Origin of the sequence: Streptomyces sp. NPDC000410, from assembly GCF_040300305.1 — a bacterium.
GTDB lineage: Bacteria > Actinomycetota > Actinomycetes > Streptomycetales > Streptomycetaceae > Streptomyces.
Genome location: NZ_JBEPDM010000001.1, coordinates 155,050 through 180,442, shown reverse-complemented (window position 1 = coordinate 180,442; position 25,393 = coordinate 155,050). Strand labels below are relative to the sequence as shown.

19 protein-coding genes are annotated in these 25,393 nt (G+C 71.8%); 11 read left to right on the top strand and 8 right to left on the bottom strand.

The genetic code is table 11. The features are described 5' to 3' along the window. Positions 1-10 precede the first annotated feature (10 nt). Complete coding sequence (xseA, locus tag ABT342_RS00825; protein WP_351564943.1) at positions 11-1,225, bottom strand: exodeoxyribonuclease VII large subunit; 1,215 nt, start codon at positions 1,223-1,225, stop codon at positions 11-13. 154 nt (positions 1,226-1,379) lie between these two features. Next, positions 1,380-2,816 (bottom strand): APC family permease, encoded by a 1,437-nt coding sequence (locus tag ABT342_RS00820; protein WP_351564941.1) that lies wholly within the window; start codon positions 2,814-2,816, stop codon positions 1,380-1,382. A gap of 92 nt (positions 2,817-2,908) precedes the next feature. On the opposite strand from ABT342_RS00820, the gene ABT342_RS00815 reads away from it, so the two are divergent. Both ABT342_RS00815 and ppgK read left to right on the top strand, forming a co-directional pair. Next, positions 2,909-3,898 (top strand): 4-hydroxy-3-methylbut-2-enyl diphosphate reductase, encoded by a 990-nt coding sequence (locus tag ABT342_RS00815; protein ID WP_351564938.1) that lies wholly within the window; start codon positions 2,909-2,911, stop codon positions 3,896-3,898. Between the two features lie 49 nt (positions 3,899-3,947). Further along, positions 3,948-4,697 carry a polyphosphate--glucose phosphotransferase gene (gene ppgK, locus ABT342_RS00810; RefSeq protein ID WP_351564935.1) on the top strand — a complete coding sequence of 250 codons (750 nt, stop codon included), beginning with the start codon at positions 3,948-3,950 and terminating at the stop codon, positions 4,695-4,697. Positions 4,698-4,989: 292 nt separating this feature from the next. Here the strand turns inward: ppgK and ABT342_RS00805 are convergent, their stop codons facing one another. After that, positions 4,990-5,661, bottom strand: coding sequence for a DUF6542 domain-containing protein (locus ABT342_RS00805; RefSeq protein WP_502965434.1), 672 nt, complete (start codon positions 5,659-5,661; stop codon positions 4,990-4,992). A gap of 196 nt (positions 5,662-5,857) precedes the next feature. On the opposite strand from ABT342_RS00805, the gene ychF reads away from it, so the two are divergent. Further along, entirely contained in the window at positions 5,858-6,946 is a 1,089-nt protein-coding gene (gene ychF / locus ABT342_RS00800; RefSeq protein WP_351564932.1) for a redox-regulated ATPase YchF, read from the top strand. A 133-nt stretch (positions 6,947-7,079) separates the two neighbouring features. On the opposite strand, the gene ABT342_RS00795 is transcribed toward ychF, so the two are convergent. Both ABT342_RS00795 and ABT342_RS00790 read right to left on the bottom strand, forming a co-directional pair. Then, entirely contained in the window at positions 7,080-10,457 is a 3,378-nt protein-coding gene (locus ABT342_RS00795; RefSeq protein WP_351564929.1) for a CHAT domain-containing protein, read from the bottom strand. Between the two features lie 222 nt (positions 10,458-10,679). After that, a complete protein-coding gene (locus ABT342_RS00790) occupies positions 10,680-11,915 on the bottom strand; it encodes an MFS transporter (RefSeq protein ID WP_351564926.1) in 1,236 nt (411 codons plus the stop codon). 160 nt (positions 11,916-12,075) lie between these two features. Between ABT342_RS00790 and ABT342_RS00785 the strand changes: the two genes are divergently transcribed. After that, the gene (locus ABT342_RS00785) at positions 12,076-12,582 is read left to right on the top strand and encodes a MarR family winged helix-turn-helix transcriptional regulator (RefSeq protein WP_351564924.1); all 507 of its coding nucleotides are present in this window, start codon (positions 12,076-12,078) and stop codon (positions 12,580-12,582) included. 107 nt (positions 12,583-12,689) lie between these two features. Here ABT342_RS00785 and ABT342_RS00780 read toward each other — a convergent pair whose 3' ends face one another. Continuing rightward, positions 12,690-13,802, bottom strand: a complete 1,113-nt coding sequence (locus tag ABT342_RS00780; protein ID WP_351564921.1) for a threonine synthase — start codon at positions 13,800-13,802, stop codon at positions 12,690-12,692. Between the two features lie 205 nt (positions 13,803-14,007). Here ABT342_RS00780 and ABT342_RS00775 point away from each other — a divergent pair, with 205 nt between their 5' ends. From ABT342_RS00775 to ABT342_RS00745, 7 genes are all read left to right on the top strand, one after another. Next, positions 14,008-15,582 (top strand): S8 family peptidase, encoded by a 1,575-nt coding sequence (locus tag ABT342_RS00775; RefSeq protein WP_351564919.1) that lies wholly within the window; start codon positions 14,008-14,010, stop codon positions 15,580-15,582. Positions 15,583-15,796: 214 nt separating this feature from the next. Further along, on the top strand, positions 15,797-17,047 hold the full coding sequence (locus tag ABT342_RS00770; protein ID WP_351564916.1) for a DUF4190 domain-containing protein: 1,251 nt from the start codon (positions 15,797-15,799) through the stop codon (positions 17,045-17,047). Positions 17,048-17,214: 167 nt separating this feature from the next. Continuing rightward, on the top strand, positions 17,215-17,967 hold the full coding sequence (locus ABT342_RS00765; protein ID WP_351564914.1) for a GntR family transcriptional regulator: 753 nt from the start codon (positions 17,215-17,217) through the stop codon (positions 17,965-17,967). Positions 17,968-18,207: 240 nt separating this feature from the next. After that, positions 18,208-18,387 (top strand): SPOR domain-containing protein, encoded by a 180-nt coding sequence (locus tag ABT342_RS00760; RefSeq protein WP_351564911.1) that lies wholly within the window; start codon positions 18,208-18,210, stop codon positions 18,385-18,387. Between the two features lie 35 nt (positions 18,388-18,422). Further along, on the top strand, positions 18,423-18,872 hold the full coding sequence (locus ABT342_RS00755) for a (deoxy)nucleoside triphosphate pyrophosphohydrolase (protein WP_351564908.1): 450 nt from the start codon (positions 18,423-18,425) through the stop codon (positions 18,870-18,872). Positions 18,873-18,995: 123 nt separating this feature from the next. Further along, positions 18,996-19,424: an ATP-binding protein gene (locus tag ABT342_RS00750; protein WP_351564905.1), complete on the top strand. Its 429-nt coding sequence runs from the start codon at positions 18,996-18,998 to the stop codon at positions 19,422-19,424. 147 nt (positions 19,425-19,571) lie between these two features. Continuing rightward, positions 19,572-22,136: a SpoIIE family protein phosphatase gene (locus ABT342_RS00745; RefSeq protein ID WP_351564903.1), complete on the top strand. Its 2,565-nt coding sequence runs from the start codon at positions 19,572-19,574 to the stop codon at positions 22,134-22,136. Positions 22,137-22,489: 353 nt separating this feature from the next. On the opposite strand, the gene ABT342_RS00740 is transcribed toward ABT342_RS00745, so the two are convergent. Together ABT342_RS00740 and ABT342_RS00735 are read right to left on the bottom strand one after the other, a co-directional pair. Beyond that, entirely contained in the window at positions 22,490-23,200 is a 711-nt protein-coding gene (locus ABT342_RS00740) for a PspA/IM30 family protein (RefSeq protein ID WP_351564900.1), read from the bottom strand. Positions 23,201-23,241: 41 nt separating this feature from the next. Then, positions 23,242-25,329, bottom strand: coding sequence for a TPM domain-containing protein (locus ABT342_RS00735; RefSeq protein WP_351564898.1), 2,088 nt, complete (start codon positions 25,327-25,329; stop codon positions 23,242-23,244). Positions 25,330-25,393 lie beyond the last annotated feature (64 nt).

The following is a 25,393-nucleotide window of genomic DNA, read 5'->3' as shown; positions in this document are numbered from 1 at the left end:
GCGGACCACCCTATTCGTGACCTACGACAGTGACCGGGAAATCGCCCTCCGCGACCCTGGCCCGCAGCTCCTCGCCCGCCGTGACCTCGCCGGGCGCGCGCACCACCGCGCCGTCCGCGCGCTGGAGCACCGCGTACCCCCGCTCCAGCGTGGCCGCCGGCGACAGGGAGACGACGCGGGCGCGGGTGTGGGACAGCTCGGAGTCCGCCCGGTCCAGCAGATGGCCGAGCACCCGCCTGCTCCGGGCGACGAGCGCGTCCGTCTCGTGCTCGCGCTCCTCCACGATCCGGTGCGGATGCTCCATGACCCGCCGGTGCAGCGCGTGCGCGAGCCCCCGCTCCTCGCGCTCCAGCAGCCCGCGCAGCGTCCGCAGCGCCCGGTCGCTCAGCGACCGCACCCGGTCCAGCTCCTCGCCGACGTCCGGAACGACCTTCTTCGCCGCGTCAGTGGGCGTGGAGGCCCGCAGGTCCGCCACCAGGTCCAGCAGCGGCGAGTCCGGTTCGTGCCCGATCGCGGACACCACGGGCGTACGGCAGTCGGCCACGGTGCGTACCAGCTGCTCGTCGGAGAACGGCAGCAGGTCCTCGACGCTGCCGCCGCCCCGCGCCACGATGATCACGTCCACGTCCGGCTGCTCGTCCAGCTCCTTCACCGCCTGGACGACCTGGGACACGGCCCGTACGCCCTGCACGGCCACGTTGCGCACCTCGAAGCGGACGGCCGGCCAGCGCCGCCGCGCGTTCTCCAGCACATCGCGCTCGGCGGCCGAGGCACGGCCGCAGACCAGGCCGATCAGCTGCGGCAGAAAGGGCAGCGGCTTCTTGCGGTCGAGCGCGAACAGCCCCTCCGCCCCCAGCGTCCGCTTCAGCTGCTCGAGGCGGGCCAGCAGCTCACCGATGCCCACGGGCCTTATCTCCGCCGCGCGCAGCGACAGCTGCCCGCGCGGTGCGTACCACTCGGGCTTCGCGTGGACGACGACCCGCGCGCCCTCGGACACGACATCGGCGACGGCGTCGAACACCTGCCGGTAGCAGGTGACGCTCACCGAGATGTCGTACGACGGATCGCGCAGCGTCAGGAACACCACGCCCGCCCCGGGCCGGCGCGACAGCTGGGTGATCTGTCCCTCCACCCACACGGCCCCGAGCCGGTCGATCCACCCCCCGATGAGCCGCGACACCTCGCCGACGGGCAGGGGCGCTTCGGCAGACGTATTCAGACCCATGCCCGCGAGCGTATCGGCCGCCTCGGACAATCCACCCCTGCCGGACGCGCCGGAGCCGCTGGACGCGCTGGACGCGCCGGAGCGACGCCCCGGTGGCGCTGGACGCGCCGGAGCCGCTGGACGCGCCAGAGTCACCGGCCCCGGTGGGTCCCCCTCAGCCCGCCGTCGCATCCGACGTCCCCGCCGCCGGCGGCGCCCCCCGCCGTCTCCGCCGTCTCCGCCGTCCCCGCTGGCCCAGCAGCACCACCAGTCCGACCGTCAGCCAGGCCGCCCCCAGCAGCTGCGCGGTGTGCGACGCCTCCACGATCACCGCGATCGTCACGGCCGCGCCCAGCACCGGGATCAGCACATGGCGCCACCAGCTCGGCGGCCCCTCCTTCCGCCGTACCGCGAACCAGCCCAGCACGCTCGCGTGCAGCAGCGTGAAGGCCGTCAGCGCTCCGATGTCGACGACCGACACCAGATGGTCCAGGCCGTCGTCGCGCCGGGCCGCCCACACCGCCGCCGTCATCGTCACCGCGGCGGCGACGAGGAGCGCCACGCGCGGCACCCCCGAATCCGTACGGGCCAGGGCGCGCGGCAGCCGCCGCCCGCGCGCCATCGCGAAGAGGAGCCGTCCCGCGGCGGCCTGTGCGGCCAGCGCCGCGAAGGCCGCCCCGATGGCCTTGCTCAGCGCCACCAGGTCGCGCAGCCACGTGCCGACCGACGCGTCGACGGCGTCGTAGAAGGCGGTCCCCTGCAGCGCCGGATCCGCCGCCAGCTCCGCCGACGACACGGGCTGCAGCAGCGCCGCCAGATACGTCTGCGCCACGAACAGCGTCCCGGCCATCCCCAGGCAGAACAGCAGCGCACGCGCCACCTGCCGCGACCCTCCGGTGACCTCCTCCGCGAAGGCCGCGATCGCGTCGAAGCCGAGGAACGAGAGCACGGCCACCGACACCGCCCCGATCACCGCACTCAGCGCGAATTCCCGGTCACCCGTGAGCGGAGACGCCCAGCCCCGCTGGGCCCCGTCCTGCGCCAGTACCACGGCAGCCGCGACCAGGAAGACCAGCAGCACCACGATCTCCACCGCCAGCACCGCGAAGCCGACCCGGGCGGCGGTGCGTACGCCCCACAGGTTCAGCAGCGTCGTCACCACGACGGCGACGCCCGTCCACACCCACCGGTCCACCGCCGGAACCAGCGCTTCCATCGCGATCCCGGAGAACAGGTACGCGACGGCCGGGATGAGCAGGTAGTCGAGCATCGCCATCCACCCGGCGATGAAGCCGGGCCCCTCGCCGAGCCCCTTGCGCGCGTACGTGAAGACCGATCCGGCCTGCGGGGCGACCCGCACCATCTGTGCGTAGCTGAACGCGGTGAGGGCCATGGCGACGGTCGCGATGGCGTACACCAGGGCGATCGCGCCGTGCGATCGCGCGTCGAGGGTGCCGAAGACGCCGAGCGGCGCCATGGGGGCGATGAAGAGCAGTCCGTAGACGACCAGGTCCCGGAATCCGATGCTCCGCCGCAGCCGGGTGTGCGTGTCCGTGCCCGTGCCCGTGCCCGTGCCCGGATCCGGATCCGTGCCGTTCCGCGCGCCCGCCATAAGGACGAACCTCCCTGCTCACGTACGGAGATCACGTACGGACCAGTCTCAGTCCCACGGGCGATCGTTGGCCCGTTCGGCACGCCCTTACGATGGGAGGCATGACTGCATCGAAGGCCCGCCGCGTCCTGCTCGCCGCTCCCCGTGGCTACTGCGCGGGGGTGGACCGTGCCGTGATCGCCGTGGAGAAGGCCCTTGAGCAGTACGGCGCCCCGATCTACGTCCGCCACGAGATCGTCCACAACAAGTACGTCGTGCAGACCCTGGAGCGGAAGGGCGCGATCTTCGTCGACCAGGCGACCGAGGTGCCGCCGGGCAACATCGTGATGTTCTCCGCCCACGGCGTGGCCCCCACGGTCCACGAGGAGGCCCGCCAGGGCCGGCTCGCGACCATCGACGCCACCTGCCCGCTGGTCACCAAGGTGCACAAGGAGGCCGTCCGGTTCGCCAAGGAGGACTTCGACATCCTCCTGATCGGCCACGAGGGCCACGAGGAGGTCATCGGCACCTCCGGCGAGGCCCCCGACCACATCCAGCTCGTCGACGGCCCGGAGGACGTGGCGAAGGTCGAGGTCCGCGACCCGTCGAAGGTCGTCTGGCTCTCCCAGACCACGCTCTCGGTCGACGAGACCATGGAGACGGTGGACGCGCTGAAGGAGAAGTTCCCGCAGCTGATCTCCCCGCCGTCCGACGACATCTGCTACGCCACGCAGAACCGCCAGCTGGCGATCAAGGAGCTCGCCGGGCAGGCGGAGCTCGTCATCGTCGTGGGCTCGAAGAACTCCTCGAACTCGATCCGCATGGTCGAGGTCGCCAAGCAGGCCGGCGTGCCGGCCGCGTACCTGGTCGACTTCGCGAGCGAGATCGACGAGGCGTGGCTGGAGGGCGTGACCACCGTCGGCCTGTCCTCGGGCGCGTCCGTGCCGGACGTTCTGGTGCAGGAGGTCCTGGAGTGGCTGACGGAGCGCGGCTACGCCGACGTCGAGATCGTGAAGACGGCGGACGAGTCGCTGACCTTCTCCCTCCCGAAGGAACTGCGCCGCGACCTGCGCGCGGAGGCTGCGGATCTCGTCCAGGAGTAACAGGAGCAACACCGGGCGTCCGCCCGCCCCTGCCCCTACGGTGGACGTCATGAACGTCTTCGGAGTGGATATCGGCGGCTCGGGCATCAAAGGCGCTCCTGTCGACCTGGACCGCGGCGATCTCGCCGAGCCCCGCCACAAGGTGCTGACACCACAGCCGGCCACGCCCGAGGGCGTGGCCGACTGCGTTGCCGAGGTGGTCGGCCATTTCGGCTGGTCGGGCCCGGTCGGCGTGACCTTCCCCGGCGTCGTCACCGGCTCCACCATCCGCACGGCGGCGAACGTCGACAAGGGCTGGGTCGACCTGGACGGCGGCGGGCTGCTGGCCGACCGCCTGGGCCTGCCCGTGACCGTGCTCAACGACGCGGACGCGGCAGGCGTCGCGGAGATGACCTTCGGCGCGGGGCGGGGCCGCAAGGGGACGGTGATGCTGCTGACGTTCGGTACGGGCATCGGCAGCGCGCTCTTCATCGACGGCGAGCTCGTGCCGAACACGGAGCTGGGCCATCTCGAGCTGAACGGCCACGAGGCGGAGAAGCGCGCCTCGACGAAGGCCAAGGACGACGAGGAGCTGACCTGGGAGCGGTGGGCGAACCGGGTCCAGAAGTACCTGGTCCATCTGGAGATGCTGTTCTCGCCGGAGCTGTTCATCATCGGGGGCGGGGTGAGCCGCAAGGCGGACAAGTTCCTGCCGCTGATCAAGCACGTCCGCGCGGAGCTGGTCCCGGCGCAGCTGCAGAACAACGCGGGGATCGTGGGCGCGGCGATGACGGCGGCGGAGCGCCGGGCGGCGGCCTGAGCGGGTCGTACAGGGCGTGGCCGGTGCGGCCGTACCCGCCCTTCGGGCGCTGCACCGCACCGCCCGAAGGGACCGGCAAGATCCGGAAGGACAGGCCTTAGGGCCTGCCCGGCCGATCTTGCCGGGCTCGCGTGCCCTGGCACGCACATCTGCCGCGTTTTCGTCGGTCACCGACGCTCCGCGTCGATTCCCTCCTCCGCCCTGCAGCCGCACGCACCAGACCCTCCCCCTACGCCCTGCGGGCGTGGGGGGACCCCCGCTCGCTGATCCGGCCTGATCGACCGGACAGGCCCTAGGCGCGGCCCGCAGGGCGGCGCGTGACCTGGCCGGCCGCCGGGCGGGCGCCCGCCCGGGCGACCTGCCGACGGGACATCAGGCGCACCTTCCGTACGGTCGTGATGAGCCCGGCCACCAGCGTGCCGCCGTACAGCCAGCCGGCCTGGACAGCCAGGGCGGTGACGACGGCCATCACCTGCCCGCCGATGCCGCTCGGGCCGCCGGAGACCGGCACGAGCCCGACGGTGAAGGCGATCGGCACACTGATCGGCGCGCTGACCAGGTCGGCCGACCGCACCCAGAGCGCGGTCAGAGCGCTGACGGGCAGGAACAGCACGCCGTACACGACGGCCGAGCCGTCGAACAGCAGCTGGTCGAGCGAGCCGATCAGCAGCATCACGGCCGAGGCGAAGAGCCCGGCCCCGATCCCGGTCAGCCGGGGGTTCGGCAGCCTGCGCAGCGCGACCACCACAGGCGGCACCTGGCGGCCGGGCCGCCGCCCGCCGGGCTTGCCGGGCTGCGCGGGATGACCGGCGCGACCGGGGCGACCGGGCTGCGCGGGATGACCGGCGCGACCGGGCCGGGCCGTGACCCGGTACACCGAGGCGCCCTCGATGAGCGCACCCTGTACGGAAAGAGGGGCCTGCGGCCGTGGCCGCTGCTGCGAGGGACCTGTCCATTGCTCCACGCACCCAACGTAGGTCGCATTAGGTGAGTATTCCGGCACAGGACACGCCCTTTGGGTGACCTTGGCGTTGAGTTCGACGCGATCACGCCCATCGGCCGCCGTCACCGCCGCTTGCACCCCGCCCGTAAACTGGGGAGTCGGCCCATCCGTGGCCGGGCCCCGCCCTCAGCCAGTCCTACTCCAGGAAGTCGCCAACGTGTCGCTCACGATCGGAATCGTCGGTCTGCCGAATGTCGGCAAGTCGACCCTGTTCAACGCCCTGACCAAGAACGACGTGCTGGCGGCCAACTACCCGTTCGCCACCATCGAGCCCAACGTCGGCGTGGTCGGCGTCCCCGACCCCCGCCTCGACAAGCTGGCCGAGATCTTCAGCTCCCAGCGGATCCTGCCCGCGACCGTCGACTTCGTCGACATCGCCGGCATCGTCCGGGGCGCGAGCGAGGGCGAGGGCCTCGGCAACAAGTTCCTGGCGAACATCCGGGAGTCCGACGCGATCTGCCAGGTCATCCGGGCCTTCAAGGACGAGAACGTCGTGCACGTCGACGGCAAGGTCTCGCCCAAGGACGACATCGAGACGATCAACACCGAGCTGATCCTCGCGGACCTCCAGACCATCGAGAAGGTCCTGCCGCGCCTGGCCAAGGAAGCCCGGATCAAGAAGGACGTGGCTCCCAAGGTCGCGGCGGTCGAGGCGGCCAAGGAGATCCTGGAGCGCGGCGACACTCTCTTCTCGCAGGGCATCCTCCAGGGCTCGGACAAGGCCGAGCTCCTGCACGACCTGCACCTCCTCACCACGAAGCCGTTCCTCTACGTCTTCAACGTCGACGAGGACGAGCTGACCGACGACGACTTCAAGAACGAGCAGCGCGCGCTGGTGGCCCCGGCCGAGGCGATCTTCCTCAACGCCAAGCTGGAGCAGGACCTCGCCGAGCTCGACGAGGAGGACGCCATGGAGCTCCTCCAGTCCGTCGGCGCGGAGGAGCCGGGCCTCGCCACACTGGCCCGTGTGGGCTTCGACACCCTCGGCCTCCAGACCTACCTCACGGCAGGCCCCAAGGAGTCCCGCGCCTGGACCATCAAGAAGGGCGCGACGGCCCCCGAGGCGGCCGGTGTGATCCACACCGACTTCCAGAAGGGCTTCATCAAGGCCGAGGTCATCCACTTCGGCGACCTGGTCGCGGCGGGCTCGGTCGCCGACGCCCGCGCGGCGGGCAAGGCCCGTATGGAGGGCAAGGACTATGTGATGCAGGACGGGGACGTGGTGGAGTTCCGCTTCAACGTCTGAGCGGATGAGGTGACACCACGTCGCTGAGCCGGCGAACACGCAGATCGGAAGGGGCCGGGCTCTCAAGAGCCCGGCCCCTCCTGTTTTCGGCGAAGCCGCCCCAGGAGCGGCTCCCCGTTCCGGCGGTGGCCCGCTATCCGGGGCCCGGGTGTCCTTGGTGGATGAATGTGGCCCAGACCGGGAGGCGTTCCAGCCCGGGGCGGTGCATCTCGCGGAGGAGCTCGCCGCTCAGTGAGCCCGGATTCTGGCGGTCCGGGTCGAGCATCCACATCTGCGTGATCCTGAGCGCGTCGGCCGGGCTGTGCCCCTCGACCGCCAGGAAGTGGTGGAACACCGCCATCATCAGGGCCGACGCGCCGTCCTGGGTCGTCCACCGCGAACCCACCACATTGCGCGCCCCGCCCGACACGAACGCCGTCGTCAGCGTCAGCGCCTCGTCGTGGTCGCGGGTGCTCAGGTCGGTCTCGCAGGCACTCAGGACCACCAACGGGCCGCCGTCCGCGTCCTGCTGTCCACCGCCCCGCTGGTCGAGCAGCCGGGCCACGGTCAGCATCCCCCGGTCCGGGACGGCCCCCGGGCCGCCCTCCTCGGCGGGCAGCCCGTCGGTGCCGTCGGGGAAGGCGAGATGCAGGGCCGACACCGTCGGGCTGACCCCCGCGGAGCCGTGGGACGCCACATGGAGCAGCGAGGGGGTCTCGCCCACCAGCGCGAGGAGCTCGTCGGGTGTGCCGGTCGCCGCCGGTTCCGTGGGCGGTTCGTAGAACTCCCCGTACAGCCGCGCCCGCGGGTAGAAGGCCTCGTACAGCGCTGTGACCTCCCCTTCGGCGTGGACCAGGTCCAGTCGCGGGTCGGCCACCAGGATCGGATCGGCGGCAGGGTCGCGCCGTGCGCGCCGCACGGTGCGCAGGAACTGGCTGCCGGACGCCGAGTAACTGATGACCATGGCCTGACAGGCGTAGTCGTGGGGTGCCGCTTCGGGCAGGCGTGCGGCGTGCCAGGGGACGACGCCCAGGCGGCCGCACGGAACCAGGACGATGCGCGGTGGGGCCGTGGGATTCCTGCGGGGGTTGTCGCCGGCGTTGAGCCGCTGGACGATGACCGGGACGATCTCGTCGAGCGCCGCCTGGTACGCCCAGTCGCACAGCGCCGACAGTGCTTCCTCCCAGGCCCGCTCGGCGGCCGGTTCGCCAAGCCGCCGGGAGCGTTCGGCGGCCGCGTCGAGGTAGTGCTCCAGAGGGCCGCTCCCGGTGCCGGACAGCAGCGGGAGGCCGCCCACGCCGACACCGATGTCCGGCCCGATGATCAGCCCCACGCCGACCGCGTCGCCGTCACCGGGGAGCAGATAGACCAACGCGTCCGCTCCGCTCTCGGCGACACCGTCCGCCAGGTCGCTCACCGTGGGGGTGGCGAACAGGTTGCCCTGCCGCCGGTGGCCGAGAGCCTCCAGAGCACGGCGGCGCAGGGTGCTGGGCAGCTCACCCGGGGGCCCGTCGGCCGTCGGGGCATGGCCCGCGCCGACGGCCCGCCATGCCTCGGCGAGCTCCTGATGACCGCGCGCCTCGAGGAGTTCCGGCACGGTCCGCGACGCGGACGCCGCATGCAGCACCATGGCGCGGCCCACTTCGAGTGCGGCCACCGCGTCGTCGACACGGCCCTGCCCCGCGGCCCAGATGGCGGCCCGTACGCCGCGTTCGGCTCCGGAGCGTGCCGTCAACAGACCGTGTTCAGGCCCCTGTTGCAGGATGACGTCGCCCGCGAGTACGTGGAGGGCCGCCAGCGCGGTGTCCGTGGCGGTGGCCTGTGCCGTCGCGTCCTCGGTGTGGTGCCAGCGGGCACGGTAGGCCTCCGCCAGGCGCCACATGGCGTCGGCGGCGAACCAGGGTTCCTCGCCCCGCCGCAAGTCGTCGCGGATCCGTTCCAGTTCGGCGATGAGCGGGTCGAGGTCCGCCGGGTCGTGGGTGAGGCCGTACCGGACTCCCAGGGACATCGTGGAGGCCCAGCGCTGCCCTCTCGGCGCGTCAGGGGGCGCGGGGGCGTGGCCCTGGAGAAGCGTCGGGTCGCCGGTGGCAGCGGCGCGCAGGGTGTCGGGCAGGGTGACCGCCTGCGCCATCCACTCCCGGAAGGCCGGGGGCAGGGAGTCCGCGGTCGCCATGATCTGTTCGACGTAGGCGCCGCCGCGCACCATCATGTCGTTGTCGTGGGTGAGCATGCCGAGCGTGATGCAGGCCTGGCCGAGGACGGCCAGAGCGATGAAGTGGCACGTGTCGTCCTGGGGGATGCCCGCCTCGATTGCGACGAGCTCGGCGTGCAGGGCGCGTACGGCCTCGACGTCCTCCGCCTCATGGGCCTCGCGGAGCTCCGCGGACAGAGGAGCCACTCGTAGCAGAACCGCGAATTCGCGGTCCACCGGATCCGTGGAGTCCCCCGCGAACAGGCCGAACCGCTCGGCCAGCGTCCTCATGTGCGTGCGGCCGAGCGACTGGTCCTGGAGATTGCCGCCGACGGCCTGGGTCTGCATCAGGGTGGCGGCGAGCATCTTGATCAGGGGGTCCAGTTCGTGTCCGGGTGGCATCCGCTCGGAGGCGGCGCGCAGCCGTCCGAGTGCCTGGTTGAGGACTTCCGGGTCGCCGCTCTGGAGCGCTGTGAACGCGTCGAGCACCGAGGAGACAGCGGCGCTCATGGCGATGCCCAGGGCCTCGCCGTGGTCGGAGGCAGGGGGTGTGGTGGGGGCCTCGCCGTGATCCGCGCCGTGATCCGCGCCGGAGGGGTCGGGGCGGACGCTCGGCTCCGGAGGCGTGGTCGACAGACCCGCCGCGATGTCGGCCATCATCCGGATCCGGTCCATGGACGGGAAGCCGTCCCCCAGCAAATCGGCGAACCGGCGTACGGAGTCGGGGGTGGCGGAGCCCGCGAGGGCGTCGAACAGCGCGGTCAGCTGTCGCACCTGCGCCTGCAGCTCAGGTGGCAGCGGCAGTTCCCGGACATCGGCCAGGAGCTCCCGCATCTCATGCACGGCGGATGCCGTCCCCGTGGCGCCCAGCTTCGCGTGCCAGTCGAGGAACGTGGAGACGTCGGGCGCCCCGCCGGTCGCGGTCCCGGCCCACGGCATCATGAGATTCAGCAGGAACAGAGCGGCCCACCGCCTGTCGTCCACATCCGTCGCCGCCCCGATCGGCGTCCTGGGGTCGCGGGCGTCGCGCAGCAGCCGCTGAGCCTGCTCCCGGTCCTCCTCCGGTGAACGGTTCTCCGGTGTGCGGTCCTCCGGTGAACTGCCCTCCGTGAGGAAGCGCATCGCGAGCACGCAGCCGAGCTGCATGCTCACCGTGCTCCGCAGCTCCGGGTCGTGGTCCAACAGGTGTGTCAGTTGCGCCAGTTCGGCGACCGAGCTGTCATACGCGCCCCGTGCGGCGGCCGTCGGGCCCATGTGCGGGGACAGCCGCAGGGCCCGCTTCGTCGCGGCCAGCGCCCAGGCGCGCAGGCCCTGGACGCCCCCGCTCTCCTCGTCGTTCACCCGCAACCCCCGCCTTTCCGAGCTTTCCTCAGGGAATCGACCGTATCGACCGTATCGACCGGATCCACCGGGCCGTTCCTGAAGCCATGATGGCCATCTGCCGGGCGACCGGGAGGCCGAATCCCGGCAACGCCCGGACTCCGCCCCGACTCCACCCGGACCGGTCCGCATCCCCTGTCCGGTCGTCGGCGGGCTCGCCCGGAGGTGTGCCGCATCGGCGGGTCAGCCGCGGAGCGTGAGCAGCGCCGCGATCGCCGGGCCGAACGCGCCACCCAGTTGGTAGCAGAGGTTGAACAGACCGATGGCGGTGGGGCGTACGGACGCCGGCGTCGGTGTGGTGGCGTAGACCGCGAGGGTCGCCTGGCCCGCGCTCGTCGTGAGGACCGCGAGGGTGGCGACGAGCAGGAGCAGCGGGGCCCAGGGGGTGAGGGCCGCGGTGAGGGGGGCCAGGGTGCCCAGGGTCAGCAGCAGGGTCAGGACCGTGCGGCGCTTCATGCGGGCCGAGGCCGCGGCGAGGAGCCAGGAGAGCAGCGAGCCGGTCAGCAGGGCGACGAGCTGGGCCGTCCCGATCAGGGACAGGGACCAGTCGGTACGTTCGCGCAGAAGCTGCGGGACCGTGAAGAGCAGGGTGAAGTACGAGGTCGCGAAGGCGCAGGCGAGGAGCGCCGAGACGACGAACGCGGGGGTGCGCAGCAGTGCGAGCGGGACGAAGCCGTCCGGGCGGGTGCGGATGTGGGCGGCGAGGAGCGCCGCCGTGACGAGGGCGGCCGCCGCGGCCGGCAGCGGGTGGTGGGGAAGGAAGACCAGGGCCGTGGCCAGGAGTACGAGCAGGCTCGCGCCCCGGCTGTCGAACGGCGACGACGGAGCGGGGGCGGCTGCTTCGGGCGCGTGGCGCAGAACCGCCGGGAGGGCGAGGAGCGCCGCCGCGGACACGGCCAGGGAGGCCCGCCACGAGACCGCGTCCGCGATCAGCGAGCCGAGCAGGGGGCCGACCGCGCCCAGGATGCCGAAGCCGGCGGTGATGACGCCCATCCGGCGCACCGAGCCCGCGAGGCTCATCGCGGAGGTGATCAGGCCCGCGCCGCCGATCGCCTGGGCGGCGCGGCCGGGCAGGGCGAGCGGCAGCCAGGGCGCGACGGCGACGAGCAGTGTGCCGGCGAGGACGAGCGCGGCGCTGAGGCGCAGCGTGGTGCGCAGACCGCGGCGCCGCAGCAGCCCGGCCATCAGCGGGGTGCCGACCGCCATCGCCCAGGCGAACACCGTCACGAACCAGGTCGCCGACGCCGTCGGGGCGCCGAACGACGCCGCCATGTCCGGCAGGATCAGCACCGGGCTGTTGGCCCCGGCGGCCACGGGGGTGGCGAGCAAGGCCAGCCACAGCGCGGGGACGTGACGGTGCGTCGGGGCGGCCAGGGGGGTGGTGACTGCCCGGGTCTCGTGGCGCGTGCGTGTGCGCATCGATGCACTCCTTCGATGTTGATAATTTCAACGTTGAGATAAAAGCAGCCTCGCTCCTTCAGCGTCAAGTGTCTTAAGGTTGAGAGAATCTCGAACCGGGCTGAGCCGGACTGAGCCGAGCCGAACCGAGTCGAACCGAGCCGAGCCGAAGGGAAGACGCATGAGCGACGCCGTCGACGCGATCGTCGGGCAGTGGACCAGGGAGCGCCCCGAGATCGCCGACGACCTCTGGCCCGTCCAGGTGCTGGCCCGCGCCCAGCGGCTGACGCGGTACGTCGAGACGGAGATCAAGCGCGTGATCGCGAAGCACGGGCTGGAGTACGGGGAGTTCGACGTACTCACGACGCTCCAGCGGTCGGGGCCGCCGTACGAACTGACCGCGGGCGCACTGGTGAAGGCGGCGATGGTGACGTCCGGGGCCATCACCAACCGCATCGACCGCATGGAGGCCAAGGGCCTGGTCGAGCGGGTGCGCGATCGCGCGGACCGCCGCACCGTGAAGATCCGGCTCACCGAGCACGGCCACGAGGTGACGCGCGCGGTCTTCCCCGAACATCTTGCGAACTACGCGGCGCTGATGGCGGACCTGGGCCGCGAGGAGACCGAGCGCATCGGCGAGGGCCTGCGGAAGGTGCTGGAGGCTCTCGGCGACACGTCCATCGAGTGACGGCGGGCGCCGGGCGTACGGGGCCGGCCCCGCGCCCCACGCGCCCCGCATGAGGCCGAAACCGTGACGCCGAAACCGTGACGCCGAAACCGTGACGCCGAAAGCCGTTACGCCGGAGCCGCGAGCCCCGACTTCAGCCCCGCGCCGCACAGCGGCACCACGGCGCTGCGGCCGTCCAGCCCGTACGCCCCGATCGCCGCCCAGCACGCCACCCCCGTGGCCTCGACGAATAGTCCGCGACCGGCGAGATCGAGCTGCGCGGCCCGGATCTGGTCCTCGGTCACGGTGAGGATCGTGCCGCCGGACGTGCGCACTGCGGTGAGGATCTGCCGGGCCCGGGGCGGGTTCGGGATGGCGATGCCCTCGGCGAGGGTGGGCGTGGTCGCGGCGGGGGCGAGGATGTCGTCCGCGCCCGCGCGGAAGGCGAAGGCCAGTGGGGCGACCGCCGCCGCCTGGACCGCGATCAGGGCGGGGCGCTGGTCGATCAGCCCGTACGCCAGGAGCTCGTCGATCGCCAGGGAGGCGCCGAGCAGCAGCGTGCCGTTGCCGACGGGGAGGACCAGCGCCTCGGGCAGCCGGCCGCCGAGGTCCTCCCACACCTCGTACACGTACGTCTTGGTCCCGTGCAGGAAGTACGGGTTGTGGACGTGTGAGGCGTAGAAGACCCCGTCCTCGCCGGCGGCGGACCGGACGGCGCGGGCCGTGGCCTCGCGGTCGCCGGGCACGATCTCCAGATGGGCTCCGTGCGCCCCGATCTGCTCCACCTTCTTCGGGGAGGTCGCGGCGGGTACGTACACCGTGCAGTCGAGACCGGCGCGTGCGCAGTACGCGGCGATGGCCGTGCCCGCGTTGCCGCTGCTGTCGGCGATCACGCGACGCGGCTTCAACCGGCGGGCCAGCTCGGCCAGCATCACCGCGCCGCGGTCCTTGAACGACAGTGTCGGCATCAGGAAGTCCAGCTTGGCGGTGACGGTGTCCGTCAGCGGGACGAGCGGAGTGCGGCCCTCGCCGAGCGAGACCGCGGCGCGCGCGTCCGAAGCGGACAGCGGCAGGGCCTCCTCGTAGCGCCAGAGCGAATTCACGCGTCCGGAAAGCGAGTTGCGCGGCACCGGTGAGGCGGTGAAATCGAGATCCCAGGGGCCCTGGCACTGCGGGCAGCACCAGACAAGGGCCTCGACGGGGGAACGTACGTCGCACATCGGACAGTGATATTTCGTCATGTGATCCAGGATGGCAGTTGTGTGGCGCATGTGTTACGGGGCCTTCCAGGCTCTTGTGAGATTCCTATGGATCCGCCAATCTTTCGGACGGCAGCAGCACGGCAACCTCGTAGACCCGCGGCGGACACCACGGGGAAACGGATTGTCATGTTCCTGTCGATCGACCCCCCACAGCAGCGCACCACCAATGAGGAGGATCCCTCACATGTCTGTGATGCGTAATTCGCGGCGAAGACTGGCCGTTGCCGGCTCCATAGCCGTCGCCGCCCTGGCACTTGGTGCCGCTTCCGCCATCCCCGCCAGCGCGGCCCCGTCGGCCCAGGAAGGCGTCATCCAGAACGCGGGCGCGCCCGGCGCCATCGCGGGCAGCTACATCGTCACCCTCGACGAGTCGGCCGCCGATGCCGGTTCCAAGGCGGGCAAGGCCCTCGCCGCCGAGTACGGCGCGAAGATCAAGAAGACGTACAACGCAGCCCTCAACGGATACGCCGTCGAGCTGTCCGAGGCGCAGGCCAAGAAGTTCGCCGCGGACCCGGCCGTCGAGTCCGTCGTGCAGAACCGCGTCCTCACGATCTCCGGCACCCAGCCGAACCCGCCCTCCTGGGGTCTCGACCGGATCGACCAGAAGCCCCTCCCGCTGAACCAGAGCTACACCTATCCCGACTCGGCGGGCACGGGCGTCACGGCGTACATCATCGACACCGGTGTGCGGATCACCCACAGCGACTTCGGCGGCCGCGCCTCCTACGGCTACGACGCCATCGACAACGACAACACGGCCCAGGACGGCCACGGTCACGGCACACACGTCGCCGGCACGGTCGCCGGCGGCGCCTACGGTGTCGCGAAGAAGGCCAACATCGTCGGCGTCCGGGTGCTCAACAACCAGGGTTCCGGCACCACCGCGCAGGTCGTCGCGGGCATCGACTGGGTGACGCAGAACGCCCGTAAGCCGGCCGTCGCCAACATGAGCCTCGGCGGCGGGGTCGACACCGCCCTCGACACGGCCGTACGCAACTCCATCGCCTCCGGCGTCACCTACGCCGTCGCGGCGGGCAACAGCAACGCGAACGCGGCCAACTACTCGCCCGCCCGTGTGGCCGAGGCGATCACCGTCGGCTCGACCACGAACACCGACGCGCGCTCCAGCTTCTCCAACTACGGCAGCGGCCTGGACCTCTTCGCGCCGGGCTCCTCCATCACGTCGGCGTGGAACACCAACGACACCGCCACCAACACCATCTCGGGCACGTCGATGGCCACCCCGCACGTCGCGGGCGCGGCCGCGCTCTACCTGTCCGACAACCGGACGGCGACCCCGGCCCAGGTCTCCGCGGCCCTGACCGCGGCGGCCACCCCGAACGTGGTCGGCAACCCCGGCACCGGCTCGCCGAACCGGCTGCTGTACGTCGGCGGCGGCTCCACCACCCCGCCCGGACCGAAGTTCGAGAACACCGCCGACTACGCGATCAACGACCACTCCACCGTCGAGTCGCCGGTCACCGTCAGCGGAGTCTCCGGCAACGCCCCGGCCGCGCTCCAGGTGCCGGTGAACATCGTGCACACGTACATCGGTGACCTCCAGGTGCAGCTCGTCGCCCCGGACGGGACCGCGTACACGCTGAAGGGCTACGGCACGGGCGGCAGCTCGGACAACATCAACACCACGTACACGGTCAACGCCTCCTCGGAGGTCGCGAACGGGACGTGGAAGCTCCGGGTCAGTGACAACGCGAGCGTGGACACCGGGAAGATCGACTCCTGGGGTCTGCAGTTCTGACGCGGTTCACCCGGTTCCGGCCTGGTTCCGGGATCCGGCCTGGTTCCGAGTGCTGACCTGGTTCCGGGGTCTGAGCTCTGACGCAGGTGCGTGATGGGGGCGGCCGCCCGACAGCGGCCGCCCCTTCTCTGTGTGTCGGTGACGCCCCGTATGATCCGCTGATCCGTTGATCGCGCATACGTTCGCACGACATGGCCGAGGAGCACCCGTACCCGTGGAACCGCCGTCGCAGGGCTGGACGCCGCCGTCCGACCCCACGCCCCCGTCCTCGCCCGCGGCCTCGCCCCCGCCGTCCTCCGCGTACGCCTCTCCCTACGTGCACCCGGCCCTGCAGCCGCATCCGCCGTTCGGCGGGCCTCACGTGCCCCCCGCGCCTTCCCGGCCCCCGTTCAACGGGCTCTCCATCGCCTCGCTCGTCCTCGGGATCGTGTGCTGTCTGGCGCCCGTCGGACTCGTCCTTGGGATCGTCGCCCTCGTGCAGGTCCGGAAGAAGGGCGAGCGCGGCCGGGGCATGGCCGTGTCCGGCACGATCGTCTCGCTGGTCATGACGGTGCTCCTGGGCATCGTGATCGGCACCGGAGGGGCCGGTGACTTCTGGGACGGGATGAAGGGAGGGTTCAGGGACGCGCGGGAGAACGCGGCGCGGTCCCGGTCCACCATGGACCTGCGCATGGGCGACTGCTTCGACGCGCGCGGCGACGGTGAACTGGCGGGTGAGGCCGTCGATGTGACGGTCCTGGACTGCTCGAAGCCGCACGACGGCGAGGTCTTCGCCACGCTCCGGATTCCGAGGGACGGGGACTTCCCCGGAGACCCGGACGTGCAGTCCGAGGCGGACGAGCGCTGCTTCGGGATGATGGACGACTATGCGCAGGACACCTGGCTGACGGACACCCTGCCGGTCTACTACTACGTGCCCACCCGGCAGAGCTGGCGACAGGGCGACCGCGCGGTCGTCTGCGTCTTCGGCAGGGATCCGGGGCAGCCGAAGCTGACGAAGTCGCTGCGCCTCGACGACAGCAATCTCGACGACCACCAGCTCACCTATCTCCGTTCGGAGAACGCGGTCTGGAACATCCTGGAGGAGCAGCCTCTGGACGAGTTCGAGGACGCCGAGGGGGAGTACCGGGCGTGGGCCGAACGGTGCTCGGCCCTCATGTCCGGGCAGGCGTCCCTGCTGCGGAGGCACGAGGGCTGGCCGGCGGCGGCCGCCGGGCCCGTGAAGGACCGGGCGGCGCAGCTCGACGCCGCGAAGCGGCACTGGGACCGGGCCGCCGACGCACAGGACTGGGCCACGTTCAGCACCCAGCAAGGGCTCGCCGTCCAGGCGCTCCGTGAACCGACGGAGGTGGCGGTGAGGGGGGCGCTGGGGCTCTCCACGACGCCCCCGGACCCGTACGGCGATTCCGATGACGAGTCGTCCGGCGAGTCGTCCGGCGACTCGGCCCCGGACTCGTCCGTCTGAGCGGGGCAGGGATCCGACGTACGCCTGCGCGAACCCGGTTGCCATACCGCTGGTAAGCCCCTGCGTAAAGAGCGGTCATCACTTTGAGTGAAACATTGGCCCATGCTTGCGGGGCCAACCTACGGTTGCCAGGCTGTTGCTGTCTGTCAACCTGTTGGGAGTGGCCAGTGACATTCGGTGAGCAGCCGGCCTATCTGCGCGTCGCGGGCGACCTCCGGCGGAAGATCGTGAACGGCTCGCTGCCGCCGCACACCCGCCTCCCTTCGCAGGCGCGCATCCGCGAGGAGTACGGGGTGTCGGACACCGTCGCGCTGGAGGCGCGCAAGGTGCTGATGGCCGAGGGGCTGGTGGAGGGCCGCTCCGGCTCCGGCACGTATGTGCGTGAGCAGCCCGTTCCGCGTCGGATCGCCCGGTCCGGCTTCCGGGCGGAGTCGGGGGCCAGTCCCTTCCGGCAGGAGCAGGCCGCCGAGGGGACGCGGGGCACCTGGGAGTCCAGCAGTGAGCGGCAGGGGGCGAGCGCGGCGGTCGCCGCACGGCTCGGGATCCAGCCCGGCGAGCACGTCATGCGTACGCGCTACGTCTTCCGGGACGCGGGCGAGGCGATGATGCTCTCGACCTCCTGGGAGCCGCTCGCCATCACGGGGCGCACCCCGGTGATGCTGCCCGAGGAGGGCCCGCTCGGTGGCTGCGGGGTCGTCGAGCGGATGGGTGCGATCGACGTCGTCGTGGACAACGTGGTGGAGGACGTCGGCGCGCGGCCGGGGCTGGCGGAGGAACTCCTGACGCTCGGCGGCGTCCCGGGCCATGTGGTGATGGTCATCCAGCGGACGTACTACGCCTCGGGGCGCGCGGTGGAGACGGCGGACGTGGTCGTCCCTGCCGATCGCTACCGCATCGCCTACCACCTGCCGGTCCGCTGACCGCTGACCGCTCACCGCTGGCCGCTGGCCGCTGGCCGCTGGCCGCTGGTCTTCCGGGGAATTCAGGGGGCGCACTCAACTGGGTGCGCCCCCTTCGTGCGCGGCTTTCCGGCCGGATCCGTCTCTCTTTGTGAAAACACGTATCCGCTGAGTGAAGGTCAGGCGTAAGCTCGGGCATATGCGTAGTGCGGTTTCCTGGGGATCGTTAGAGATGTGCAGGCCGGCGGCGGGAGGGGTGCGATGAACGACAGCGGCGCAGTGCTTCCCTGGCTGGTGATACGTCAGGACGACAACGGCAGCCGTTACCGCGTGGGCAGGTACGCCACGCGGGACGAGGCGCAGAAGGTCGTCGACGGACTCGAGGACGGCGGCCCCGAGCAGCTCTACTGGGTCGAGCGCGTCGGGCAGACCACTCCCTGACCTTTTTCTGACCGCCTCGGGTTACGCTCCGGCGCATGACCGATCGCGTAACCGCCCGTGTCGTAGTGGCCGGTGCCGTCTACGACCAGGGGCGTCTGCTTGCCGCGCGCCGCAGCGCGCCGCCCGAGCTGGCCGGCCGCTGGGAGCTGCCCGGCGGCAAGCTGGAGCCCGGCGAGACCCCTGAACAGGCGCTCGTGCGCGAACTGCGCGAGGAGCTGGGCGTCGAGACGGAGCCGGTGGAGCGGGTCCCGGGCGAGTGGCCCCTGGGGCCCGGATACGTGCTCCAGGTCTGGACGGCCCGGCTGCTCTCCGGTGAGCCGCGCCCGCTGGAGGACCACGACGAACTCCGCTGGCTGGCCGTCGATGAACTCGACGCGGTGGATTGGCTGCCCCAGGACCGTCCCGCGGTCGACGAGGCGGCACGCCGTCTGCGGCCGGAGCCGCCCCGGCCGTCGCCGGGCTCCTCGGATGGAGTGCGCGGATGATCCCGTACGCCGTTCGTGTCACCATGCGCCTCTGTCGACGATAGTGCGTCCCGATTATCGGGTATGTCCTGATTAACCCCCTGGAAGTGGATGCGGGTCTACGGCTGCGGCTGGTCTTGGGAAGTGATCGGCGTGATCGACACCGAAGGCGAATGCGCCGAGTGGGTCTTCCCTGCCGAGCCCGACGCCGTACGTGCCGCTCGCCACGCTGTCCGCGACACCCTGCGCCACTGGGACCTGGACTCCGCGATCAGCGATGTGACGGTGCTCCTGGTGAGCGAGCTCGTGACCAATTCTCTTCGGTACGCCTCCGGCCCCATCGGCGTCCGGCTGGTCCTGCCCAACCCCGACGGTGTCGCCCCCTCGCCCCGCACCGGACTCGTGGTCGAAGTCTCGGATCCGCTTCCGGATCCACCCCTGGAACGCGCCGCCGGGCCTGATGACGAGGGGGGACGAGGACTCCAGCTGGTGGCCAGCACGGCCCGCCGGTGGGGCACGCGACGCGGCAGAACAGGCAAGACCGTGTGGTTCGAGCTGCCTCTGCCGGGTTAGAAGTCTCAAGGGACAACGATCACTCCGCGCTCGGCTCAAAACGAACGAGACCTTGCTGTGATCGTGAACGCCGTGCCGTCAGGGGCCGTAGTGCTGAATACTGCGGGCATGGCCGGTCCGGTGCGGTGAGCTGGAGGGGACGGTCGCGTGAGCGAGATACCTGAGACGGCGAGCGCCGTGGTGTGGCAGAGCAGTCCGCCCGGCTCGATATACGACTACATCAAAGTCGCGTCCTTCTCGATCGGCCCGGACGGGCTGATCGACCAGTGGAGTCGGCGTGCCGCCGAGCAGTTCGGCCTGGAGTCCGACCAGGTGAGAGGCAAGGACCCGGTCGAGGTCTTCATGCCCGACGAGCTGCGTCCCCGCGGGCATCGCAAGGTCGCCGAGATCCTCGACGGCAAGGAGTGGACGGGACTCGTCCCCTTCCGGATGCCCGGTGACGGCGGTGCGCACGGACTGGCCGAGGTCTATGTGATGCCGAGCGAGACGGAGGGCGGCGAGCGGGCTGCGCTCTGCATCGTCGTCGACGTCCGCGCCCTGCGCCGTATAGAGACGGATCTTGCCGCGTCGGAGGCCATTTTCGGCCAATCTCCCTTCGGCTTCCTCCTGTTCAGCACCGACCTCACCGTGCTCCGGGCCAACCAGCGCTTCGTGACCGTCTTCGGCGGCGCGGCGGAGGACCACCGCGGCCGCACCGTGCACGACTACTTGTCCCGGTCCGAGGCCGAGCGGATGACCGCCGCGCTGCGGCGCGTACTGGAAACCGGCGAAGCCGTCACCGATCTGCAGATCATCGGCAGCCCCCCGGGCAGTGCCGAGCGCCGCCACTGGTCCGTCAATCTCTACCGGGTCCACAGCGGATCCGGACGGCCCATCGGCGTCGCCGGTCTCGGCACCGACGTCACCCGGCGCCAGATCGCCGCCCGCGAGGCCGCCAGCGCCCGGCGCAACCTCGCCCTCCTCAACGAGGCCAGCGCCCGGATCGGCAACTCCCTCGATCTGGAGACCACCGCGAGGGAACTCCTCGACGTCGCCGTGCCCGGCTTCTGCGATCTTGCCTCCGTCGACCTCTACCAAGGACTCCTCACCGGGGACGAAGCCCCACCGGGACACTGGGGTGCCGCCCGCCCGGAGGGCTACGGCAGCGGCAGCGCCGAACTGCGCCGCGTCGCCTTCGCCAGCGCCGTGTCCGACGCCCTGCTCGGCTCGGGCGACGGCGGCTCGGGCGCCGGGACACCCGCCAGTCCCCAGGTCGGGGCCGTCCATCGCTATCCGTTCAGCTCCGCCTGCGCCGGCGCCCTGCGCACCGGCAGGGTCAAGGCCATCCCGGGTGAGGACGGCAGCCTCGTCCAGTCCACGCTCGCCGTGCCGATGGTGGCGCACGACACCGTCGTCGGACTCGCCCAGTTCTCCCGGGCCAAGGGCAGTGAGCCTTTCGGCGAGCGGGACCGGGCACTCGCCGTGGAGCTCGCCGCCCGCGCGGCGGTCTGTATCGACAACGCCCGTCTCTACCGCCGCGAGCACGAGCGGGCCCTCATCCTCCAGCGCAGCCTCCTGCCGCCCGGCGACCCGGAAGCCGCCGGCCTCGACATCGCCTGCCGTTATCTGCCGGGCAACACGGCCACCGAAGTGGGCGGCGACTGGTTCGACGTGATCGAGCTGCCGGGCCACCGAACCGCGCTCGTCGTCGGTGACGTCATGGGCCGCGGGCTGCGTGCCGCCGTCGCCATGGGTGAACTGCGCACCGCCGTGCGGACCTTGGCGCTGCTCGATCTGGAGCCGGCGGAGGTGCTCTCCGCGCTGGACGAGATCGCCCGCGGCCTCGGCAGCCCCAGCGGCGCGCAGCAGGCCTCCCGGGTCGCCCACAAGTCCCGCGGTCCGGAGCTCTCCGAGGTGTATCTGGCGACCTGCGTCTACGCCGTGTACGACCCGGTGACCAGACGCTGCACCTTCGCCAACGCCGGTCATCTGCCACCCGTCCTCGTCGAACCGGGCGAGGAGGCGCTGATGCTCGACGTGCCACCCGGGATGCCGCTCGGGGTCGGCGGCGAGCCCTTCGAGGAGGTCCAGGTCGACCTGCCCGAAGGCGCGCTGCTCGCGCTCTACACGGACGGGCTCGTCGAATCCCGGGACCATCCGCTCGACGAGGGCCTCAGCGCCTTCCGCAGGGCGCTCACCGACCCCGTGCTGCCGCTGGAGGACGTCTGCGACCACGTCCTCAGCACCCTCGACACCCGGCACGGCGAGGACGACATCGCTCTGCTGATGGCCCGCATCCAGGGGATGCCGGCCGAGGCGGTGGGGGATTGGCGGCTGCCGCGCGAACCCCGGTCCGTCGGCCGGGCCCGCGAACTGGCTCGGACCCAGCTGGTCGCCTGGGACCTCGAACCGCTGGTGGACACGGTCGAACTCCTCGTCAGCGAGCTCGTCACCAACGCCCTGCGCTATGGCGAGGGCGAGATCCGGCTGCGGCTGCTCCGCGACCGGACCCTCGTCTGCGAGGTCTGGGACGCCGGTCTCGTCCAGCCCCGCAGGCGCCGCGCCAAGGACACCGACGAGGGCGGCCGCGGTCTGCAGCTCGTCGGCCTGCTCAGCGCGGCCTGGGGCTCGCGCCGCACCCCGCGCGGCAAGACGGTGTGGTTCGAACTCGCCCTCCCGGACGGCGATTCGACGTCCGAGCCGAGCGTGGACCAGCTCCTCAGCATGTTCTGACCTGCCGCCGCCGAGCTGGTCGGCGGCGGGCCCGGCGCGGTTCGCCGTCATGCCGGCGGGCCGGAGGCCCGGCGCCTGCCCGGTGTCTACCGCCGGGCGCGTGCCGGGCAGGCGCCCGGCCGCCGGCCGTCGACAGGGCGGACGTGGGCGGCCCCGCGCGAGCCGCTCGCCCGGCGGCGGACGTCGTCCTGACACGGGCCGGCCGCGTCGCACCTGTCCGGCGGCAGGATCGGCCCTGCCGCGTCGCGACGGGCTGGCGGCAGGATCGGCCCTGCTGCGTCGCGACGGGCTGGCGGCCCGATCCGCCCTGCCGCATCCCGCCTGCCCCTCGGCCGGACCGGCCCTGCCGACGGCTACGCCGCCTTGAGCGCGGCCAGCCGAGCCTCGATCTCCGCGCTGTCGCCGAGGGCGTCCAGCTGCTCGAACTGGGCGTCCAGCGAGGACGCGGCCAGCTCCTGCTCGCCCATCGCCTTGGCCTCCTCCCGGCGCACCTTGTCCTCGAAGCGGCTCAGCTCGCTGGTCGGATCCAGCACGTTGATGTTCTTGACGGCGTCCATCATCCGGGTCTGCGCCTGGGCGGACTTGGCCCTGGCCACCAGCTCGTCGCGCTTGGCCTGAAGCTCGGTCAGCTTCGCCTTCATCTGGTCGAGACCGGACTTGAGCTTGTCCACGACCTCCGTCTGCGCGGCGATCGTCGGCTCGGCCGTCCTCGCCTCCTTCTCGGACTGGAGCTGCCGCTGCAGCGCCACCTTGGCGAGGTTGTCGAACTTGTCCGCGTCCGCGCTCTGGCCGGACGCCCTCAGCTGGTCCGCCTTCCTGCTCGCCGCCAGCGCCTTGCGACCCCACTCCCCGGCGGCGTCCACGTCCTCCTGGTGGTCCTGCTCCATCAGGCGGAGGTTGCCGATGGTGCTCGCCACCGCCTGCTCGGCCTCCGCAATATTGTTCGTGTAATCCCGGATCAGCTGGTCCAGCATCTTCTGCGGATCCTCCGCCTGGTCCAGGAGCGCGTTGACGTTGGCCTTCGCCAGCTGGGCGACACGGCCGAGGATCGTCTGCTTGGTCATGGCACTTCTCCTTGCGTCGCTTGCGCAGTAGGACAACCGCGTCAGAAACGGCCACCGCCGCCCAGCCGGCCACGCGTGCCCCCGCCGCCGAAACTGCCTGGGCCACCACCGATGCCGCCGCTCCCCATACCTCCGCCAAAGCCCCCGCCCCCTCCGGGTCCGCCCCTGCCGCCGAACAGGCCGCCGAGGATGATTCCGCCGAGCACGGCACCGCCGAGCCCGCCTCCACCTCCTTGTACACCGCCCGAGCCGAACGGGTTCCCGTACGACCGGACGTCCCGCTCGGCGAGGTGCTGTGCCTGCCCGCCGAGGGAGTCCGCCTGCTGAACCTCGGCCAGCGCGCCCTGCGCGTTGTCCGAGTCCGCAAGCTCCCGCGACCGCTCCAGCCGCCGCTGCGCCTCGGCGAGCCGGGTCCGGGCCTCGGCCCCGACCGCGCCGCGGTGCGTCGTGATGTAGTCCTCGGCGGCGCCGATCGTGGATCGGGCCGTCAGCGTCGCCTGTTCCAGCAGCGCGCGGGCCCGCCGCGCGCCCTCCTCGTACTTTCGGGCGCCCGTCAGCGCCTCGTCCAGCGCGGCGTCGGCCTCCTCGACCCGGCGCAGGGCGTCGATCGGGTCGTACGGTCCGGCCTCCGTCGCACGCCGCACCGCGGCGGTCACGGTCTCCGCCCGGGCGATCCGGCCCTGGAGATCGGCCGTGGAAACCCCCTCGGGCGTGCCCTGCAACAGCCCGCGGGCATCGGCCAGGTCCGCCTCGGTCTCGGTCAGGGCGCCGGGCAGCTTCCCGGCCGCTTCCGCGAGTTCCCGCGCGCGCCGGTCGACCGCGTCGATCAGCCGTGCCGCCTGGTCGACCGCCCCTTCGGCGGCGCGGATGTGCACGGCCGCCGTGCTGGTGTCACCGCTGTCGGCCGACTGCCTGGCCTGGTCGAGCGTGCCGGCCGCGAACACCAGCCGGTCCTTCGCCTGATCGACGTCGCCCGCGACGGGCGCGGCCGCCGACTCCGCGTACAGCCGGCCCATCGCCGTCAAAGTGGCCTGCGCCGTGACGACCCGCCCGTCGAGTTCCCGGTACGCGGATTCGGCGGCGGCGAGGGCCTGCGGGGCGTTCTGTTCGAGTGCGCGCAGCCGGTCGAAGTCCTCCGACTCCTCGTCCAGCCGCCGATTGGCCTCCGCGCACCGGGAGAGGATCTCCTCCAGCATCCGGCGGCGGGTCGCGTCGTCCTCCGCGAACGCGTCGTCGAGCGCCTGCCGCAGCCGGAACGCGGTGGTCAGCTCGCCCTGCGCGTACGCCACCGCCTCGGTGAAGGGCTTCGCCGCCTCCTCGCCGAACTGCGCGGTGGCGAAACCGAGCTCCTCCTGACTCGTGCGAAGAGCGTCGTCGGTCTCCACCAAAGTCCGCTTCGCCCGGTCGTCCAGCTCGGGCAGCGGTGTCTCCGCGGGTTCCTCCGGCCTGCCCCAGCCCTGACCACCGGCCTCCTGCGGCGCGGTACGGCCGGCGGTCCCACGCCTGCGCTTGCGGTACATGTACACGGCGACGGCACCCGCACCGCCGAGCAGGGCCACCGGCAGGATCAGGTCGATGGCGGAAGCACCGTCCCCGTCGCCCGGGTCGGCCTCGCCGGGAGTGATCGAGGGTGTGGGCACGGGGCGCCCCGAAAGTACGGCGTCGTACCCGTTCGCCGCGCCGATCGCGGCGCCCGCCCAGTCGTTCTGCTTGAGCGGGGGCTCGATCGCGGTCCGCGCGACGTCGTCGAGCTGCGCCTGGGTCAAGGGGGAGTCCGGGTCCGCCGAGTACGCGTACTGCCGGTCGTGCGTCGCGACGGCGAGCAGCACGTCGTTCAGCCCGAGGCCGTTGTCGGTGGCCGTGGTGTCGGCCCAGGCCTGGGCCGGGCGGCCGGAGAAGTCACGTACATATACGACGAAGAGCTGGACGCGGTGGTCGTCGTACAGCCGGTCGAGGGCCTGAGCGACCTCGCCCCGCCGCTCGTCGAGCGCCCCGACGCGATCGGTGATCTGCCCCTCGCGGGCCAGTGGCACGGGGTCCTCGGCGCGGGCGCCCGAGGCGGCGGGCACGACGAGCCACCATGCCGCCACCAGCAGGGCGAGCAGGACCCGCGTGGCTATTCGCGTCACGTCTGGGAGGCTATGTCCCCTTCCGGGCGTGCGCGACCGGACGCCGGACCGTCACTGTCAGTGG